The 17299-nt window shown below is 66.9% G+C and carries 17 protein-coding genes; 11 read left to right on the top strand and 6 right to left on the bottom strand.

Annotated elements, in window-relative coordinates:
• Nucleotides 1-42 precede the first annotated feature (42 nt).
• From G6N51_RS11355 to G6N51_RS11340, 4 genes are read right to left on the bottom strand one after another with little or no spacing between them, the layout of a single operon-like run.
• Nucleotides 43-1695 carry an acyl-CoA synthetase gene (locus G6N51_RS11355; protein WP_083170311.1) on the bottom strand — a complete coding sequence of 551 codons (1653 nt, stop codon included), beginning with the start codon at nt 1693-1695 and terminating at the stop codon, nt 43-45.
• 8 nt (nt 1696-1703) lie between these two features.
• On the bottom strand, nt 1704-2321 hold the full coding sequence (locus G6N51_RS11350; protein WP_083170313.1) for a PaaI family thioesterase: 618 nt from the start codon (nt 2319-2321) through the stop codon (nt 1704-1706).
• Complete coding sequence (locus G6N51_RS11345) at nt 2318-2938, bottom strand: cysteine hydrolase (RefSeq protein ID WP_083170315.1); 621 nt, start codon at nt 2936-2938, stop codon at nt 2318-2320. Before G6N51_RS11345 ends, G6N51_RS11350 begins: the two co-directional genes overlap by 4 nt.
• Complete coding sequence (locus G6N51_RS11340; RefSeq protein ID WP_083170317.1) at nt 2935-3945, bottom strand: Rieske 2Fe-2S domain-containing protein; 1011 nt, start codon at nt 3943-3945, stop codon at nt 2935-2937. The genes G6N51_RS11345 and G6N51_RS11340 overlap by 4 nt, the downstream gene beginning before the upstream one ends.
• Before the next feature lie 152 nt (nt 3946-4097).
• On the opposite strand from G6N51_RS11340, the gene G6N51_RS11335 reads away from it, so the two are divergent.
• Genes G6N51_RS11335 through G6N51_RS11325 form a run of 3 tightly spaced genes read left to right on the top strand, consistent with a single transcriptional unit; the run spans nt 4098 to nt 6636 of the window.
• Nucleotides 4098-5216, top strand: a complete 1119-nt coding sequence (locus G6N51_RS11335) for a PHB depolymerase family esterase (RefSeq protein ID WP_083170319.1) — start codon at nt 4098-4100, stop codon at nt 5214-5216.
• Nucleotides 5216-5596, top strand: a complete 381-nt coding sequence (locus G6N51_RS11330; RefSeq protein WP_083170321.1) for a nuclear transport factor 2 family protein — start codon at nt 5216-5218, stop codon at nt 5594-5596. Before G6N51_RS11335 ends, G6N51_RS11330 begins: the two co-directional genes overlap by 1 nt.
• Nucleotides 5593-6636, top strand: coding sequence for a TIGR03857 family LLM class F420-dependent oxidoreductase (locus G6N51_RS11325; RefSeq protein WP_174814311.1), 1044 nt, complete (start codon nt 5593-5595; stop codon nt 6634-6636). Before G6N51_RS11330 ends, G6N51_RS11325 begins: the two co-directional genes overlap by 4 nt.
• A 4-nt stretch (nt 6637-6640) precedes the next feature.
• On the opposite strand, the gene G6N51_RS11320 is transcribed toward G6N51_RS11325, so the two are convergent.
• Complete coding sequence (locus tag G6N51_RS11320; RefSeq protein WP_083170325.1) at nt 6641-8137, bottom strand: acyl-CoA carboxylase subunit beta; 1497 nt, start codon at nt 8135-8137, stop codon at nt 6641-6643.
• 250 nt (nt 8138-8387) lie between these two features.
• On the opposite strand from G6N51_RS11320, the gene G6N51_RS11310 reads away from it, so the two are divergent.
• The 8 genes from G6N51_RS11310 to G6N51_RS11275 all read left to right on the top strand — a co-directional run bounded on the left by G6N51_RS11310 (nt 8388) and on the right by G6N51_RS11275 (nt 16143).
• Entirely contained in the window at nt 8388-9410 is a 1023-nt protein-coding gene (locus tag G6N51_RS11310) for an LLM class F420-dependent oxidoreductase (protein ID WP_083170326.1), read from the top strand.
• Nucleotides 9407-10642 carry a cytochrome P450 gene (locus G6N51_RS11305; protein WP_083170327.1) on the top strand — a complete coding sequence of 412 codons (1236 nt, stop codon included), beginning with the start codon at nt 9407-9409 and terminating at the stop codon, nt 10640-10642. Before G6N51_RS11310 ends, G6N51_RS11305 begins: the two co-directional genes overlap by 4 nt.
• 49 nt (nt 10643-10691) lie before the next feature.
• Nucleotides 10692-11513 (top strand): SDR family NAD(P)-dependent oxidoreductase, encoded by an 822-nt coding sequence (locus G6N51_RS11300; RefSeq protein ID WP_083170328.1) that lies wholly within the window; start codon nt 10692-10694, stop codon nt 11511-11513.
• 162 nt (nt 11514-11675) lie between these two features.
• On the top strand, nt 11676-12302 hold the full coding sequence (locus G6N51_RS11295; RefSeq protein ID WP_083170329.1) for a TetR/AcrR family transcriptional regulator: 627 nt from the start codon (nt 11676-11678) through the stop codon (nt 12300-12302).
• Nucleotides 12303-12315: 13 nt separating this feature from the next.
• Nucleotides 12316-12993 (top strand): ATP-binding cassette domain-containing protein, encoded by a 678-nt coding sequence (locus tag G6N51_RS11290; RefSeq protein ID WP_083170331.1) that lies wholly within the window; start codon nt 12316-12318, stop codon nt 12991-12993.
• 2 nt (nt 12994-12995) lie between these two features.
• Nucleotides 12996-14900: a YhgE/Pip domain-containing protein gene (locus tag G6N51_RS11285; protein WP_083170334.1), complete on the top strand. Its 1905-nt coding sequence runs from the start codon at nt 12996-12998 to the stop codon at nt 14898-14900.
• Nucleotides 14901-14968: 68 nt separating this feature from the next.
• Nucleotides 14969-15409 (top strand): VOC family protein, encoded by a 441-nt coding sequence (locus tag G6N51_RS11280; protein ID WP_083170335.1) that lies wholly within the window; start codon nt 14969-14971, stop codon nt 15407-15409.
• Nucleotides 15406-16143 (top strand): SDR family NAD(P)-dependent oxidoreductase, encoded by a 738-nt coding sequence (locus G6N51_RS11275; RefSeq protein ID WP_083170336.1) that lies wholly within the window; start codon nt 15406-15408, stop codon nt 16141-16143. The genes G6N51_RS11280 and G6N51_RS11275 overlap by 4 nt, the downstream gene beginning before the upstream one ends.
• Here the strand turns inward: G6N51_RS11275 and G6N51_RS11270 are convergent.
• A complete protein-coding gene (locus G6N51_RS11270) occupies nt 16136-17293 on the bottom strand; it encodes a Zn-dependent alcohol dehydrogenase (protein ID WP_083170337.1) in 1158 nt (385 codons plus the stop codon). The genes G6N51_RS11275 and G6N51_RS11270 overlap by 8 nt on opposite strands.
• Between the last annotated feature and the right edge of the window lie 6 nt (nt 17294-17299).

Here is a 17299-nt window from a genome sequence, read left to right as displayed (position 1 = left end):
GCGGCGCGGGCCACCGGGCCGGCGTCACGGATTGCTCTGGGGTCAGCCGTTCACCGCCTGCTCGCGCGCCCACCGATAATCGGCCTTGCCCGACGGGCTGCGCTCGATCGCCGCGCGGAACACGATCGCCTTGGGAAGCTTGTATCGAGCCAACGATTGCCCGGCGTGTGCGACCAACTCCTCGGCGTCGGCGTGGACGCCCTGCGCCAGCGCGACCACGGCGACCACCTCCTGGCCCCATCGTTCGCTGGGCCGCCCGGCGACCACCACGTCGGCCACCGCAGGATGCGACGCGATCGCGGTCTCGACCTCCTCGACGAAGATCTTCTCGCCGCCCGAGTTGATCGTCACCGAATCGCGGCCCAGCAGTTCGATGCTGCCGTCGGCGCGGTGACGTGCCCGATCACCGGGAATCGCATACCGCACCCCGTCGATGACGGGAAATGTCTTGGCCGTCTTGGCCGCATCGCCCTTGTAGCCAAGCGGAACGTAACCCCGCTGCGCCAACCAGCCCATCCCGTCATGACCCGGTTCCAGGATGGCGCTCAGATCCTCGGCCGCCACGAACGTGTCCGGTCCGGCGTTGAAAGTGCCGGTCGACACCGCCCCCGAGGTGGACATGTGGTGCATCTGAGCGCCCGTCTCCGAGGATCCGACGCCGTCGACCACGACCGCGTTCGGCAGGACCTCGATCAACCGTTGCTTGACGAACGGAGTGAGCAACGCGCCCCCGTTGGCGACCACGGCCAGTGACGACACGTCCGCGATCCCCTTCTCGATGGCGGCGATCAACGGGCGGGCCATCGCGTCGCCGACCACGGTCACCACGCTCACCCGCTCGCGCTCTACGGTGCGGACGACGTCGTCGGCGTCCAGGCGGTCGACGACCGACGGGAAGACGACGGATTGCCCGGTCGTGATCGCCGTCATCACACTCCACTGGGCCGCGCCGTGCATCAGCGGCGGCAGGATCATCAGCTTGGTGCCGGGGCCCGCGAGAACACCCGTCGCGATCTCCTCGACGGACCCGAACGGCTCGCCGGTCATCAGGTTGCGCCCGCCGAAGGACGTCATGAAGATGTCGTGCTGACGCCACAGCACGCCTTTCGGCATTCCCGTCGTGCCGCCGGTGTACAGGACGTACAGATCGTCCGGTGAATGCCGCACCGGTGGTGGCTCGGGTGCGCAGGACACGAGCGCCTTCTCGTAATCGACTGCGCCGTAGATCAAGTCGTTGCCCGAATCGTCGGCGATCTGAATCAGCACCCGCAGCTGCGGGAGGTCCGGCAGTATTTCGGCCACCCGGGGCGCGAACGCGGCATGGTAGATCAGCGCGGTTGCCCCCGAATCCGCCAACAGATATTGCAGCTCGCTCTTGACGTAGCGGAAGTTGACGTTGAAGGGGGCGACCCGGGCCTGGAAGGAGCCCAATAATCCCTCGACGAATTCGTTCCCGTTGTAGGCGTAGATGCCGAGTAGGTCCTGACCGGCCTCATGGCCGGGGAGCGCGGAGCGTTCGGTGTGGCAGCCCAAACCACGGGAACGCAGGTACGCGGCGAGGCGGTGCGACCGCTCGATCACCTGGGCGTAGGTGTGGCGCCGTTCGCCCTGGATCAGCAGCTCCCGATCGGGGATGGCGGCCGCGACGGCCGCCGCGACGGCAGGCACCGTGAATTGTGTTGCTGTGTGCGACATCAGGCCTCTCAAGGCTGGTGGGGGAGCAGTCGGACCATCAGGCCGTTGGCTTCGGTGAGCAGCGTGCCGTCAGCGGCCGTCATCGTAGCCGAGATGAAGATCTTCCTGCCCTCGACGTCGGTGATGCGGCCGTGGGCGGCCAGCGGCTCGTCGATTGGGGTGATGTTCCGGTAGTCGACGTGGAGGTAGGCCGTGCGGGTCGGCCGGATGCCCGCGGTGGACACGACCATGCCGAGTAGCCAGTCGTAAAAGAGCGGGATCATCCCGCCGTGCACGGCCCGGTTCCCGCCTATGTGTGAGGTGGTGAAATGACCGGCCATGCTCACACCGTCGGGGCCCGACTCAGTCACCATCCACGGCGGCATCAAGGGATGGGCCAACCCGGGCAGGCTCAGCACTCGGCCGGCTACCGACTCGGTCTCCGGAACCTGGTGGCCGTCCAGCAGAGCGCAAGCGTTCTGCAGGTGCACGGTCGCGGCGGCCCAAAACGCGGGGTCCGGATTGGTGGACACGGTCAGGTCCTGCAGGCGGCGCAGCGCGGCGACGAACGGACCCAGTTCTTCGGGGGCATCCTCGACGGGTTTGACCTCCGGGACTCCGCCGCGAACTCCTGCGGTGTCGGTCATCGCCCCGTCCAGACGTCGAGCAACTCGTCGGTGGTGGTGATGGTCGCGAGCAGCGACAGGGTGTTGGCGATGATGGCCTCTCCGTACTCGGTGGGTATGCCGGCTACGGCGTCCCGGGGAACGATCACGCGATAGGCGGCGTTGACCGCGTCCATGACGACGTTGGGGATGGCGATGTTCAGCGAGACCCCGACGACGACGATGCTGGACACCCCCAGATTTCGTAATACCGCGTCCAGGTCAGTGCCGCCCATCGGCCCGACGCCGTGCCAGCGGCTCAGCGTCAGATCCCCTGGCTCGGGGCCCAATTCGGGCAGCACGGCCGAACCCGGGGTGCCCGGGGTGATGTCGACGTGATCGTGCCCCATGGCGAAGATTTTGGCGTTGTGGTTGGAGCCTAGGCCGTCGGGCCGTCGCTGCACCAGGCAGTGCACGACGCGTACCCCAGCCGCCCGCGCCGCCGGCAACAGCCGGACGATGTTGGGCAAAGCGACCCGGCGGGCCTCCTCGGCCAGCATCGCCAACCCGGCGTCGGGACCGATGACCGCCCCTTGGCACTCTTGCGTGACGATCGCGGTGTGCTGGGGCGCCGCGATTTCGGCAAGGTTCGCTGTCATGCCGGCGCGGGTACTGCCGGCGGGACGTCATAGAACTGTTTGGCCCACTTCCGCAGTGCCATATAGCCTTTCGCGTCAACCTTGGAGAGCGCCGGGTTTTCGACGTACTTCTGGTAGCGCCAGATCTGCAGATCGTCGAAGACGGTGGACAGGAACTGCTTTTCGATCACGTCGCGCAGCCTGCCGTGCGGTACGTCGGCGGTGTCGCCGGGGAGCCGCGGCCACCAGATGGAGTAGAAGAGGTCGGAACACTCGTCGTCGACCGGAGTGCAGGTGAAGATCAGCCGATGGTTCTGTGCTCCCTCGAACACGCTGATCGCCCCGCCCAGGCCGAACAGGTGGCTGTGGAACCGTAACGCGAGATCCTCGGGGTTGTCGCTGCGCGCGTCGGGCCACCCCGCGACGAACTGCCACTCGTGGTCGACGATCTTGTAGTCCAGCACCCGCGGCGTCACGGTGGCGTGGTGCACGTATTCGAAATGGGCGCTGTCGGGGGCGTTCTCCGCGACGATCTGCGGATGCACCGGTTCGCGCTCGGCGCGCCGGGAGAACTCCGGATACGCGCGGTAGTAGGCCGCCGGGTCGGTCTCGAACTGCGGAAACTTCTTGAAGATGTCCGGCATCTGCCACTGCGGCTCCTTGCCTTCCGGCTGGTGCCAGATGAACACGCAGTCGTACTGCTCGCGCACCGGGTACACCCGCAGCCGCAGCGCGCGGTTGGGCCGGTCCGGTTGGTAGGGGATGTACCGGTTGGTGCCGTCCGGGCCCCAGCGCCAGCCGTGAAACGGGCACTCGACGCAGTCGCCCACCACCTTGCCGCCGTGGCCGATGTGGGCGCCGAGATGTTTGCAGTGCGCTTCCAGGACGTGCAACTCCCCGGACGCGTCGCGATAGGCGACCAGGTCCTCGCCGAAGTAGTGCAGCGGCCGTACCTCGCCGACGGGAAACTCGGGAGACCATCCGACCATGAACCACCCGGTGACCTTCCAGGTGAAGGGCACTTTCACGCCGGCGCCTCCGATCGCCCGATACTAAGTCCGTTACAGTATAGATTTCAGCGGTCCGGCCCGTGCACGGCAAGGAGCGAAATGACAGAGGCAGCCGCGCTCGTTGCGCCGACCGCGCCGGCCCACCCGTGGTGCGACGGCGGCAACGTGGCATGTCCAGGCTGACCCGCGGTCTGGGCCTGGCCCGGGAGGCGACCCGCGAATTCGCGATGGTGCTGCCCCGCGCGGTGGCCGGGTTGACCGAGTCGGCGGGCTGGGCTCAGGCATCGCCGCGTGGGCTCCGACAGTTCGGCGAGGTCATGCTGGACGAACTTGTGCTGAGCGGCTTTTCGCTGCTCGGCGGGAGCCCGGCGGTGATGCGCCCCTCGGCCGGCTGCACGGACGCGGCAGGGGAGTTGTCCGCCCTGGGCATCGACGGCGCGCACGCGGAACCGGCGCCGCTGCGCGCGACCTCGGTGCGGCGGCGACGCATCGGCAATCTGGCGTATGAGCGGATGGCGTTCGAGCACGATCCGGCGTTGCCGAAAACCCTGGAAGCCGAGGGCCTGGGCGGACCGGCGAGGGCGGTGGTGCACCTGTGCCGGCACACCGACGGCCCGAGACCGTGGCTCATCTGGGTGCACGGCGCCGGTCAGGGCGGCACGGAAGACCTGTTGTTGACCCGCATCGGCCGAATACATCACCACCTGGGATTCAACGTCGCATTGCCGGTGCAGCCCGGTCACGGCTGCCGGCGCCGGGAATGGCCCGCCTACCCCGACATGGATCCGTTGGGCAACGTCGCCGGCATGATGCGCTCGGTGTCGGAGATCCGCGCCGTGGTGCGGTGGGCACAACCACAAGCGAGTGCGGTTGTGGTAGCCGGGGTTTCGATGGGGACCCCGGTCGCGGCGCTGATTTCGCACCTGGAGAGGCAGATCGATGCGGTGGCGCTGTATACGCCAATCCTCGGGCTGAATGCGATGATCGCGCGGCACCTGGGGCGCTGGGGATCGTCGCGGGACGGATTGCGCGACCTGCTGGCCTCCCCGGAGGTCGCGAAGCTGACCTCGGTGATCGATCCGTTGCGGGTGGATCCGGCACCGCCGCCACATCGCCGGCTCATCGTCGGCGCCTGGCACGACCGGATGGCGATGCGCGATCCCACGGTTGAGCTGCAGGAGCGCTGGGGCGGCCAGCTGTACTGGTATGACGGCAGCCACGTCGGGCACATCTTCTCCCGGCGGGTGCGAGAGGTGACCGACCGATTCCTGCGCGAGGTGGCCGGCTGATGGCAGCCCCGCGCACGGCGCGTGAGGTGGTCGAGCTGTACAACCTGGTCGTCTGGAACGAGCACAACCTGACCCTGGCCGAGGAGCTGTTCGCCGACACGGTAATTCGGCACGGGGTAGGCGAGGTGCACACCCTCACCCGCAAGCAGGCGGTCAGCCGGGTCAGGGACGTCTGGGCGATGTTCGACACCCTGCGCTTCGATCTGAACATCGTCGCCGCCGGCGACGACGGCGAGCACGTTGCGATCGTCTACGACTCGTCGATGACCGCCAAAGACGGCACTGAGACAAATGTCGCCAGCATCGAGGTGTTCCGCGTCGTCGACGGGAAGATCGCCGAAGTATGGAATTGTGGCTACCAGCAAGGAGTTTGGAGTTGAGCGATCGCACTCTCGATGAGTTGGGCTACTACCTATTGGCCGGTGCCGGCGGGGAGGGCCCGGCAACACTGATCGGCGAGGCCCGCCGCGGCGAGGAGCTGGGCTTCGGCACCGCGTTCATCTCCGAGCGCTGGAACGTCAAAGAGGCGTCGTCGCTGACGGGGGCCGCGTGCGCGGTGACGACCCGGATGCGGATCGCCACCGCGGCAACCAATCACAACACCCGCCACCCGCTGATCACGGGGTCGTGGGCCACCACCATGCACCGGCTCTCCGGTGGGCGCTTCACGCTGGGGATCGGTCGGGGCATCGCGGCCATCTACGGGGCGTTCGGGATACCCGCGGTCACGACCGCGCAGATGGAGGACTGGGCCCAGGTCATGCGCCGCCTGTGGCACGGCGAGCTGATCTTCAACCACGACGGACCGATGGGCAAGTACCCCATCCTGTTCCTGGACCCGGACTTCAACGAGGACATCCGGTTGGCGCTGGTGGCTTTCGGGCCCAAGACTCTCGACCTCGGGGGCCGGATCTTCGACGACGTCATCTTGCACACCTACTTCACCCCCGAGACGCTGCAGCGCTGCGTCAAGACCGTCAAGTCCGCGGCCGAGAAGGCCGGCCGCGACCCGGACAACGTCCGGGTGTGGTCGTGCTTCGCGACCGTCGGTGACCACCTCCCCGAGGAGCTGCGGCTCAAGAAGACGGTCGCGCGACTGGCCACCTATCTGCAAGGCTACGGCGACCTCATGGTGCGGACCAACCACTGGGATCCGGCTGTACTGCAACGCTTCCGGGAAGACCCGGTGGTGACGTCGATCGCGGGCGGGATCGACCACAAGGCCACGGCCGAGCAGATCGAGCACATCGCGACGCTGATTCCTGACGAGTGGCTGGAGCCGTCGGCCACCGGTTCGCCTCGGCAATGTGCGGACCGCGTCCGCAAGGAATTCGACTACGGGGCCGACGCGGTGATCATGCACGGTGCCACGCCGGACGAACTCGAGCCCGTGGTCGCGGCGTATCGGGCGGGGGATTAGCGCCTCAGGGCAGGATGGCGGTCCGCCTGACCGGCTCCGCCGCGGCCTGCCGGCTCGAAAGTCCGCGAAGCAGTGAACTGAGTAGGGCATCACGCGTCTCGCGAGGGTCGATGAGTTCGTCGAATCCCAGATGTTCGGCCGAGCGATAGGACGCCTGCAACTCGGCGTCACGCAGCTTCGCGGTGATGTCCTCACCGGCGTGCGTCGCCCTGCCCAGCGCTGCTGCACTCATGGCGCCCATGGTCGCGCCCGGGTAAGCGAACGTCGCGCTCTGGTGATCGAAGCCCAATAGCGACATGACCATCGAGCCGAATCCGTATGCCTTGCGCAAGGTGACGTGCAACTTGACCGTGGTTGCCGCCGTCTGCGCGGCGAACATCCGCGCACCGGCGCGCAGCACGCCGCTGCGCTCGGAGCGACTGCCGGGCAGCATGCCCGGGTTGTCCGCAAGGAACACGATGGGTAGGTGGAACGAGTCGGCCACCATGATGAAATGTGCCGCTTTGTCCGCCGCGTCGGCGTCGATCGAGCCCGCGAGCACGTTGGGCTGGCTGGCGACGACCGCGACGGGGTGGCCACCGAGATGTGCCAAGGCGCAGATGATCGCCTTGCCATACTTCGGCTGGACCTCGAACCAGTCGGAACGGTCGAAGACCACGTCGAGCACGGCGCGCATGTCGTAGACGCGGCGGTTGTCGCGGGAGACGATGTCGAGCAGCTCGGGCGTCGCACGTGGCTCGCTGTCCGAATCCGGCGGCAGCGACGGCGGGTACGACCAGGCGCTCGGCGGGAAATACGACAGGTACCGCCGGATATCGGCGAGCACGGCTTCGTCGTCCTCGGCGACGTTGTGGATCACCCCGCTCGGCACGGCGGTGACGGGGCCGCCGAGGTCCTCCTTCGAAATCTCTTCTCCGGTGGACTCTTTGACGACCGGCGGTCCGGCGGTGAAGATCGCGCCCTGTTGGCTCATGATCCGGAAGTCGCAGACGGGGGCGACCAGGGCGCCATGCCCGGCCGAGGGGCCGAGGACGGCGGCGACGGTCGGTACCAGGCCCGAGCACTGCGCCTGGGCGAGCAGGTCGGTCGGGGTGCGGCCGTAATGCCCACCGCCAGGACGAAAGCCGGCGCCTTCGAGCAGCATCACCAGGGGAACCTTGTCCCGCAGCGCGAGTTCGGCGATGCGGTAGCGCTTGGAGTTGCCGCCCGGTCCGATGCTGCCGGCCATCGTGGTGAAGTCCTCCGAGCCCAACATCACCGGCGAACCGTTGATCGATCCGGAGCCGACGATCAGCCCGTCGGCCGCGATGTCGCCGCCGACCAGCGTGCCGATTTCGCGGAACGTCCCCGGGTCGAGGAGGCGCTCGATGCGCGCGCGGGCGTCGAGCTTGCCCTTGCCGCGGTGCTTGTCGAGGCGTTCGGGACCACCCATACCCCACGCGCGCTGACGGCGCCGCCCGAGGTCGTCGAGCGTTTCTCCCCAGTCCTGGGCTTTCGGCATGCCTATGTCCTACCTCATGGAAGTTTCGTCACGCGAGCGCCACGATCCTATGGTGGCGACCCGCCGCGCCCGGCTTCGCCGCGCTTGCGATCGCCACGATCCTATGGTGGCGACCCGCCGCGCCCGGCTTCGCCGCGCTTGCGATCGCCACGATCCGATGGTGGCGACCCGCCGCGCCCGGCTTCGCCGCGCTTGCGATCGCCACGATTGCAGGGTCACATACTGGATTGCTTACTGTAAAGTTACCCGCATGGCCGACGCCGCCCGCCTCAAGGTCGACGGGGGCATCCCCAATCAACTCGCGCGAGTGACCGATGCGGCGGTCGCCCTGGAACGCGACGGGTACGACGGCGGCTGGACGGCGGAGACCAGTCACGACCCGTTCCTGCCCTTACTGCTGGCGGCCGAGCACACGTCGCGACTCGAACTCGGCACCAACATCGCCGTGGCGTTCGCCCGCAATCCGATGATCGTCGCCAACATCGGGTGGGACCTGCAGGCGTACTCGAAGGGCCGGTTCATCCTTGGGCTGGGCACCCAGATTCAGCCCCACATCGAAAAGCGGTTCAGCATGCCGTGGAGCCATCCCGCGCGCCGGATGCGCGAGTTCGTCTCCGCCCTGCACGCGATCTGGTCCGCGTGGAAAGACGGCGGGAAGCTGCGTTTCGAGGGGGATTTCTACACGCACAAGATCATGACCCCGATGTTCACCCCGGAGCCGCAGCCCTATTCCGCGCCAAAGGTCTTCATCGCGGCGGTGGGCGAAGCGATGACCGAGATGTGTGGCGAGGTCGCCGACGGTCACCTGGGGCACCCGATGGTTTCCAAGCGCTACCTGGACGAGGTGACGCTGCCGGCGCTGCTGCGCGGCATGCAGCGAGCCGGCCGACGTCGCAGCGACGTTGAGGTGTCGAGTGAGGTGCTGATCGCGACCGGGGAGAACGAGGATGAACTGGCCGCCGCCACCGCCGCGGTGCGCAAGCAGGTCGCCTTCTACGGGTCGACGCCCGCGTACCGCAGGGTGCTGGAGCTGCACGGTTGGGGAGACCTGCAGACCGAACTGCACCGCCTCTCGATCGCGGGTGAATGGGACGCCATGGGCGGGCTGATCGACGATGAGATGCTCGCCGCGTTCGCCGTCGTCGGACCGGTGGATAGCGTCGCCGCCGCTCTCAGGGATCGCTGCCACGGCGCGGTCGACCGGGTCCTGCCGATCTTCTACAACGCCTCCCAGTCCTGTATCACGGCCGCACTGAAGGAGTTTCGCGAGTGAGCACAACCACGGTAGACGAGTCCGCCAAACTGCTGGCGGATCCCTTGGCCTACACCGACGAGCGGCGTTTGCACGCGGCGCTGGCTCACCTGCGCGCCAACGCACCGGTGTCGTGGGTCGAGGTTCCGGACTACCGGCCCTTCTGGGCGATCACCAAGCACGCCGACATCATGGACATCGAACGTGAGAACACGCTGTTCACCAACTGGCCCCGCCCGGTCCTGACGAACGCCGAGGGCGACGAGATGCAGGCGGCCGCGGGCGTGCGCACGCTGATCCACCTCGACGATCCGCAGCATCGGGTGGTGCGCGCGATCGGCTCCGACTGGTTCAGGCCCAAGGCGATGCGCGCATTGAAAGTTCGCGTCGACGAGCTCGCCAAGATCTACGTCGACAAGATGATGGCCGCAAGTCCCGAGTGTGATTTCGTCCAGGAGGTGGCGGTCAATTACCCGCTCTACGTGATCATGTCGCTGCTCGGCCTGCCGGAGGCCGACTTCCCCAGGATGCTCAAGCTGACCCAGGAATTGTTCGGCAGCGACGACTCCGAGTTCAAGCGGGGCACCAGCAACGAGGACCAGCTGCCCGCGTTATTCGACATGTTCCAATACTTCAACGGTGTGACCGAGTCGCGCCGCGAACACCCGACCGAGGATCTGGCGTCCGCCATCGCCAACGCCCGCGTGGACGGCGAGCCGCTGTCGGACATCGACACCGTGTCGTACTACCTCATCGTCGCCACCGCCGGGCACGACACCACCAGCGCGACCATCTCCGGTGGCCTGCAGGCGCTCATCGAAAACCCCGACCAGCTCGAGCGGCTGCGCGACAACCTCGGCTTGATGCCACTGGCCACCGAGGAAATGATCCGCTGGGTCACCCCGGTCAAGGAATTCATGCGCACCGCAGCCGAAGACACCACCGTGCGCGGGGTGCCCGTCGCGGCCGGGGATTCACTGCTGTTGTCCTACGTGTCGGCCAACCGCGACGAGGATGTCTTCACCGACCCGTTCCGCTTCGACGTCGGGCGAGACCCCAACAAGCACCTGGCCTTCGGCTACGGGGTGCACTTCTGCATGGGCGCGGCCTTGGCCCGCATGGAGGTCAACAGCTTCTTCACCGAGCTACTGCCCAGGCTCAAATCGATTGAGCTGACCGGTGAACCGGAACTGGTGGCGACCACCTTCGTCGGCGGCCTCAAACACCTTCCGGTGCGCTACACGTTGGCGTGACCCGGAAGACCCTGCCGCCCCGGTTAGACTCCCCGGGGAGGACTGGGCAATGACGCGCAAGACGATTGTGCTCACCGGCGCCAGCGACGGCATCGGCGCCGCGGCGGCCCGCCGGCTGCACCGCAGCGGCGCGAACGTCGTATTGGTCGGACGGACGGAAAGCAAAGCCGCCGCGGTAGCCGCGGATCTCGACGCCGACTATTTCGTGGCCGACTTCGCCGACCTGCGCCAAGTGCGGGCCCTGGCCGGCAAGATTCGCTCCAGGTACCCGCGCGTTGATGTGTTGGCTAACAACGCCGGTGGCGTGTTCAGCAAGCTGCACAAGACCGTCGACGACCATGAGATCACTCTGCAGGTCAACTACCTGGCGCCATTTCTGCTCACCACGGCATTGCTCGACGTGCTCGTCGCGTCGCACGCCACCATCGTCAACACGTCGAGCTCGTCGCAGCGGCTGCTTTTCAACGTCACCCTCGCCGATTTCGAAACGACCGACCGGCGTCGGCCGAGCACCGCGTACGCCCTGGCGAAACTGGCAAACATCTTGTTCACCAGGGAATTACATCGGCGCTACCACGCCGACGGGCTTTCGGCCGCTGTGGTGCACCCGGGCTTTGTCAACACCAACATCGGTCACTCGTCGGGCTCACGTTTTCTGACGACCATGCAGCGCACTCCGATCAGCCGGCTCATCAAAACTCCGGACCAGGGTGCCGACCAACTGGTGTGGTTGGCCTCCAGCACGCCCGGTGTCGACTGGGCATCCGGCGAGTACTACTCGAAGGGCACAGTCGCGAGGGCAAACCGTGCGGCCGACAATCCCGTGCTCGCGCGCGAGTTGTGGGACCACACCTTGGCCGCGGTCACCTAGCCGCGGCGGCGGACCGACGCGCGTCACGCCTGCGTGGCGACGGGCGCCGAGCGGCACGCCGGTGTGACGATGGGCGGCCGACGACGCCGGAGCCGGCCCCGAAACGGCCCGCTGCCCGGGTGATCTTCGATACTCGCTAGTATCCAATCGATACTGACGGGTATGCTGCTGCACATGTCGCCCGTCAAACCGCTTCGCACCCGCCCCACCCGCGGCGAGGTTCGCGACCGGATCCTGGATGCGGCGTCGAAGGTGTTCGCGGCCGAGGGTTTCGCCGGCGCCACCATCGACGCGATCGGTCAGACCGCGGGCTTCACCAAGGGCGCGGTCTATTCCAACTTCGAGTCGAAGGACGAGCTGTTCCTGGCCCTGGTCGACCGCGAGTTCGAGCTACGTGGTGAGCAGATCGCGATAGCGCTGGACCGCAGCGACGGCGACACCGCCGCGGCCGCGCGCGAGGTGAGCCGGTCGGTGCTCGACTCGGTCCGCGACCATTCCGACTACTACGTGCTGCTCGTCGAGTACTGGCTGCGCGCCCAGCGCGATCCGCAGCTTCGGGAACGCCTGATCGAGCGCCGTCGCGCCGCGGCCGACCAGGCGCTGCACATCGTCGAATCGACCGACACCGTGCCGGGGGACCGGCGGCTGGCCGACATCGCCCAGCTCGTCGTCACCCTCAACCTGGGCGTCGCGATGGAAGAGGTGCTGCGTCCGGGAACCATCAACCCCGAGCTGCTCGCGCAACTCATCACCGCACTGCTGGAATCGATTCCGGTTTCCGGCGATTAGGGAAAGCCACACCATGGATGCGAAAGAGGTACCGGACGACATCGCACCGGCGATCACCGCCGCCGGATTGGGGGTCGACGGTGAGCACGGGCCGCTGTTCTCGGGGGTCGACCTGGCCCTGACGCCGGGGTTTCACGCCATTCAGATGCCCGGCGGTCCGGGTCAGACAACGCTGTTGCTGACGCTCGCGGGACGATTCAAGGCCAGTCACGGCTCGCTGAGCGTGCTCGGCGAAACGACGCCGCGCGCGATCCGCCGGCACTGCTCGATCGCAGCCTTCGACGACATCGATGAACTCGAAGAGTCGGTGACCGTGGGGACCGTGCTCGCCGAGCAACGCCGGTGGTTGGCGCCGTGGTATTCATCGGTGCCGCTGCAATCGGGTCCGGCCGAGCTGACGGAGGTCTTCGGCGACATACCGCCGCCGTCCTCGGACACCTTCATCGTCGAATTGTCCGACCTGGAACTGTTTTTACTGCGCATCACGCTCGCGCTGATGTCGAATCGTCCGATTCTGGTGGTCGGCGACCTCGAGCAAGTGCGCGACAATTCCCGGCGAGCGGTCGCGGTGGAACGGCTGGGTGTGATCGCCAAGCGGCGCACCGTCATCGTCGGGGTGACCAACCCGCTCGGCACCGACGCACCCGAGCACGAGCTTCACGATCGCCGCGTCCTGACCGGAGGAAATTGACGATGTTGGCTGGACTCGCCTTCGGCTCGGAGATCAAGCGTTTCGGCCGCAGCCGATTGACGCGCGTGGCCATCATCGTGCTGATGTTGCTGCCGCTGGTCTACGGGGCGCTGTATCTGTGGGCGTTCTGGGATCCCTTCGGCCACGCCAACAAGATGCCGGTGGCGCTGGTCAACTCCGACCGGGGCGCCGTCGTGTCCGGCCAGCAGTTCAACGCCGGCGCGGAGATCGCCAAGAGCCTGACCGCGGACGGCGGTTTGGACTGGCACGTCGTTGACTTGGCGGAGGCACGCAACGGAGTCGACCACGGCAAGTACTACTTCATGGTCGAGTTGCCGCCGGACTTCAGCGCGGCGATCGCATCACCGGTGACCGGGCAACCCAAGAAGGCCAACCTGATCGCCGTCTACAACGACGCCAACAACTACATCTCGACGAGTATCGGTCGCACCGCCATCGGCCAGGTACTCAACGCCGTGTCGAGCCGGATCTCGGGACAAGCCGTCAATCAGGTTCTGTCGGTGGTCGTTTCGTCGGGATCCGGTATAAAGCAGGCCGCCGACGGGGCCGCTCAACTCGATGACGGCGCTGGTCAGTTGGTGGCCGGTCTGGACACCGCCCGGTCCGGCTCCGCCACGCTTGCCGCCGGAGCCAAGCAACTCTCGGACGGGATCAACCAGGCCACCGACCCGCTGCTCGCGGTAAGCCGGGCGCTGTCACAGATCGGCGGCAGCACGCAGCAACTGCAACAGGGCGCAACCGCGCTTCAGCAGGCCAGCGACCAGATCGGTGCCATCGCCTCGGCGCAGGATGCCGCCGCAAACTCGCTCTCGTCGGTGATCGATCAGCTCTCCGCACGACAGGATCCGCTGGCCAACAACCTGCGCGGCATCCAGGATCAGCTCCGGGGCCACCAGTTCACGCCCCAGATCCGCCAGCAGCTCACCGATGCGCAGAACGCGGCGATCGCCTTGACATCGGGGTTGCGTAACCCGGGCAGTCCGCTCGGGTCGGCGCTCGACCAGGTGGGCAGCAAGGGACAGGACCTGACGGACAAGCTCACCCAGCTGCGCGACGGGGCCCGGCAGGTTGCCACCGGCAACGCTGAATTGGCCGGCGGCATCGCCAAACTCGACGACGGCTCACGACAACTCAAGACGGGATCGGCCGAGCTGGCGACCAAACTCACCGACGGGGCCAAGCAGGTGCCCAACTGGACAACCCAGCAAAAGGATGCGGTCGCGGACACCATCGGTGGTCCGGTCCAACTCAAGGCTTCACACGAGAACGCCGCGCCCAACTTCGGCACCGGAATGGCTCCGTTCTTCCTTACGCTCGCCCTATTCTTCGGTGCCTTGGTGCTGTGGATGGTGCTGCGCCCCTTGCAGAGTCGCGCGATCGCCGCGGAGGTGCTCGCGATCCGCGTCGTGCTCGCCAGCTACCTACCTGCCGCCGCGATCGCGGTATTCCAAGCCATCATCCTTTACTGCGTGGTCCGGTTCGCCCTCGGTGTGCACGCCGTTCACCCGGCGTCGATGCTGGCGTTCATGATGCTGATTTCCGGCGCATTCGTGGCCGCGACACAGGCGATCAACGCACTTGTCGGCCCGGCGGTGGGCCGGGTGCTGATCATGGCCCTGCTCATGTTGCAGCTCGTCAGCGCGGGCGGCATGTATCCCGTGGAAACCACGTCACGGCCTTTCCAGATCTTGCATCGCTTCGACCCGATGACCTACGGCGTCAACGGACTCCGGCAGCTCATACTCGGCGGCATCGACGCCCGACTCTGGCAGGCGATCATCGTCCTGTTCGGGATAACGGCTGCCGCACTGGCGATCTCCTGCCTGTGTGCCCGGAGAGACCGGGTCTGGAATCTCAGCAGGTTGATCCCCGCGATCAAGATGTAGGCAAACGTTCCGCGTCGACAATCGACGTTGCATGATGGGGGGCAAGCTCTGCAATCGAGAGGAAGCCGATGTTGGGTGTCCACCATGCCGCGATCTGTACCGCCGACGTAGAGCGATCGAAGCGGTTCTGGCGCGACGGCCTCGGACTGGCCGAACTGTTCGACCACACTTTCACCGGGGATTGGCCAAAACTGTTCGGCGCCAAGACTGACCGGTTGCAGTCGATATTCTTGGGTGATCCACAGGGGCCCGATGCCGGCATCGTCGAACTGGTCGTCTTCGACGGCGCCGACGAGGCGGTTGCGACGCCCCAGCGTCCGCGGCACGGGTTCTTTCTGCTCTCCCTGCAGCGGGACGTCAACGAAACGCTCGCCACACTCGCCGAATTAGGATTCGCCGACGGTGTTCATCGAATCACCGTGCCGGCTCCGGGCGGAAAGACGGTGCCGATGGCTGTCATCACCGCGCCCGATGGTGTACTCGTCGAGCTGATCGGACCGGCGCAATGACCGCGCTGGTCACCGGCGGCGCGTCCGGAATCGGGCGTGAAGTCGCCGGACGGCTGCGCGATGCGGGCCACGACGTCGTGGTGTGGGACCTCACAAATGCCGATATTGCTTGCGACGTCAGCGATCCCGACGCGGTATCGGCCGCCATGGAGCAGACCGTGCGGGACCACGGCGCCCCCACGCGGATTGTCACCTGCGCCGGGGTCGGTGCGTCCGGCCTGTTATTCGAACAGTCACCGGCGGAATGGAACCGGGTGCTGGGCGTCAACCTCACGGGCACCTGGCTGACGATTCGCGCCGGGGCGCGGGCCATGGTCGACGCCGGGGTCGGCGGCTCGATCGTTGCGGTCTCCAGCATCAGCGGCACCGTCGCCGACCGGGACATGGGCGCCTACTGCGTGTCGAAGGCGGGCGTGGACATGTTGGTGAAGGTCGCCGCCGCGGAATGGGGCGTGCACGGCATCCGGGTGAACGCCGTCGGGCCGGGCGTCACGCGGACCCCGATGCTGGCGAAACCCGAACAACTCCCCGGCTGGGTGGAGGCGCTGACCGAACGGACGGCGCTGGGCGGTGTGGGGGACGCCGCCGACGTGGCGGGGGCGATCGTGGGCGTCCTCGAGCTGCCGTGGGTGACAGGCCAAGTCGTGCATGCCGACGGGGGTCTGGCGCTGCACAGTCCCATCGACGCTTACGGCCAACTGCACAAGGTGATGGGTCGCAAGGGCCTCAGTTGACCCCGAAATCGATGATGCCCCGGATGATCTTGCCGTTGCGGAGGTCGTCGTAGGCATCGTTGATCTCCTCGAGGCGATAGCGCCGGGTGATCATCTCGTCGAGCTGGAGCTGTCCGGTCTGGTAAAGCCTGGCCAGCCGGGTGATGTCCGCCCGCGGGTTGCACGAGCCGAATATCGTTCCCGCCAGCGTCTTGTTCATCAGGATGAAGTCCTGCAGGTCGACCTTCACCGAGTGGGTCAGTTGCGAGGTCATACCGGTGAGCACGCATGTCCCGCCCTTGCGGGTCAGCTTCAGCGCGTCGCGGACGTCGGCGGCGGTGATCAGCGAGGGTGAGACCACCACCGCGTCGGCCATCACGCCGTATGTCAAGTCCCGCACCAAATCCTGCGCCTCGGCGATCGTGGCGGTGCTGTGGGTCGCGCCGAACTGCAACGCCGATTTCTGCTTGAAGTCCACCGGGTCCACCGCGACGATCTGTGCGGCGCCGCTGATCCGAGCGCCCTGGATCGCCCCCGTACCGATTCCGCCCGCGCCTACGACGACGACGGTGTCGCCGCCGCGCACGCCGGCCCGATTGGCGGCCGAACCGTAGCCGGTCGGAATGGCGCACGACAGCAACGCGCTTGGCGCCAGCGGCAGGTGCGGCTCGATCTTCACCAGTGAATTCGTCGACACCACCGTGTGTTCGGCGAACGCGCCGACCTTGGCCAGATGCCCGAGCGGCCGGCCGTCGGCGGTGTGATGACGAAAGGTGCCATCGGTGGGCATCCCCGGTGTCAGCGTGAAAGCGCCCACGTCGCAGATGTATTCCATGCCGGTGGCACACCAGCGGCACTGGCCACACACCGCGACGAACGACATCACCACGTGGTCGCCGGGGGCGAAATCCGTTACGCCATCGCCGACTTCCCGCACGATCCCGGAGCCCTCATGGCCGCCGATCATCGGGAACATGGTCGGCAGGCCGAGGGATCGCATCACCTCGTTGGGCGCCGACATGTCACCTTTGAGGATGTGGTCGTCGGAGTGGCACAGCCCGGCCGCCGCCATCTCGACCAGGACTTCGCCGGCGCGGGGCGGGTCGAGTTCGAATTCCTCGACCGACCACGGGCCGCCGACGTCGTGCAGGAGCGCTCCCCTAGTTTTCAAGCGGCT

Source organism: Mycobacterium paraseoulense (assembly GCF_010731655.1).
GTDB classification, from domain to species: Bacteria; Actinomycetota; Actinomycetes; order Mycobacteriales; family Mycobacteriaceae; genus Mycobacterium; species Mycobacterium paraseoulense.
Note: the sequence above shows the minus strand (reverse complement) of the source record. Positions and strands in the feature narration are given on the sequence as shown.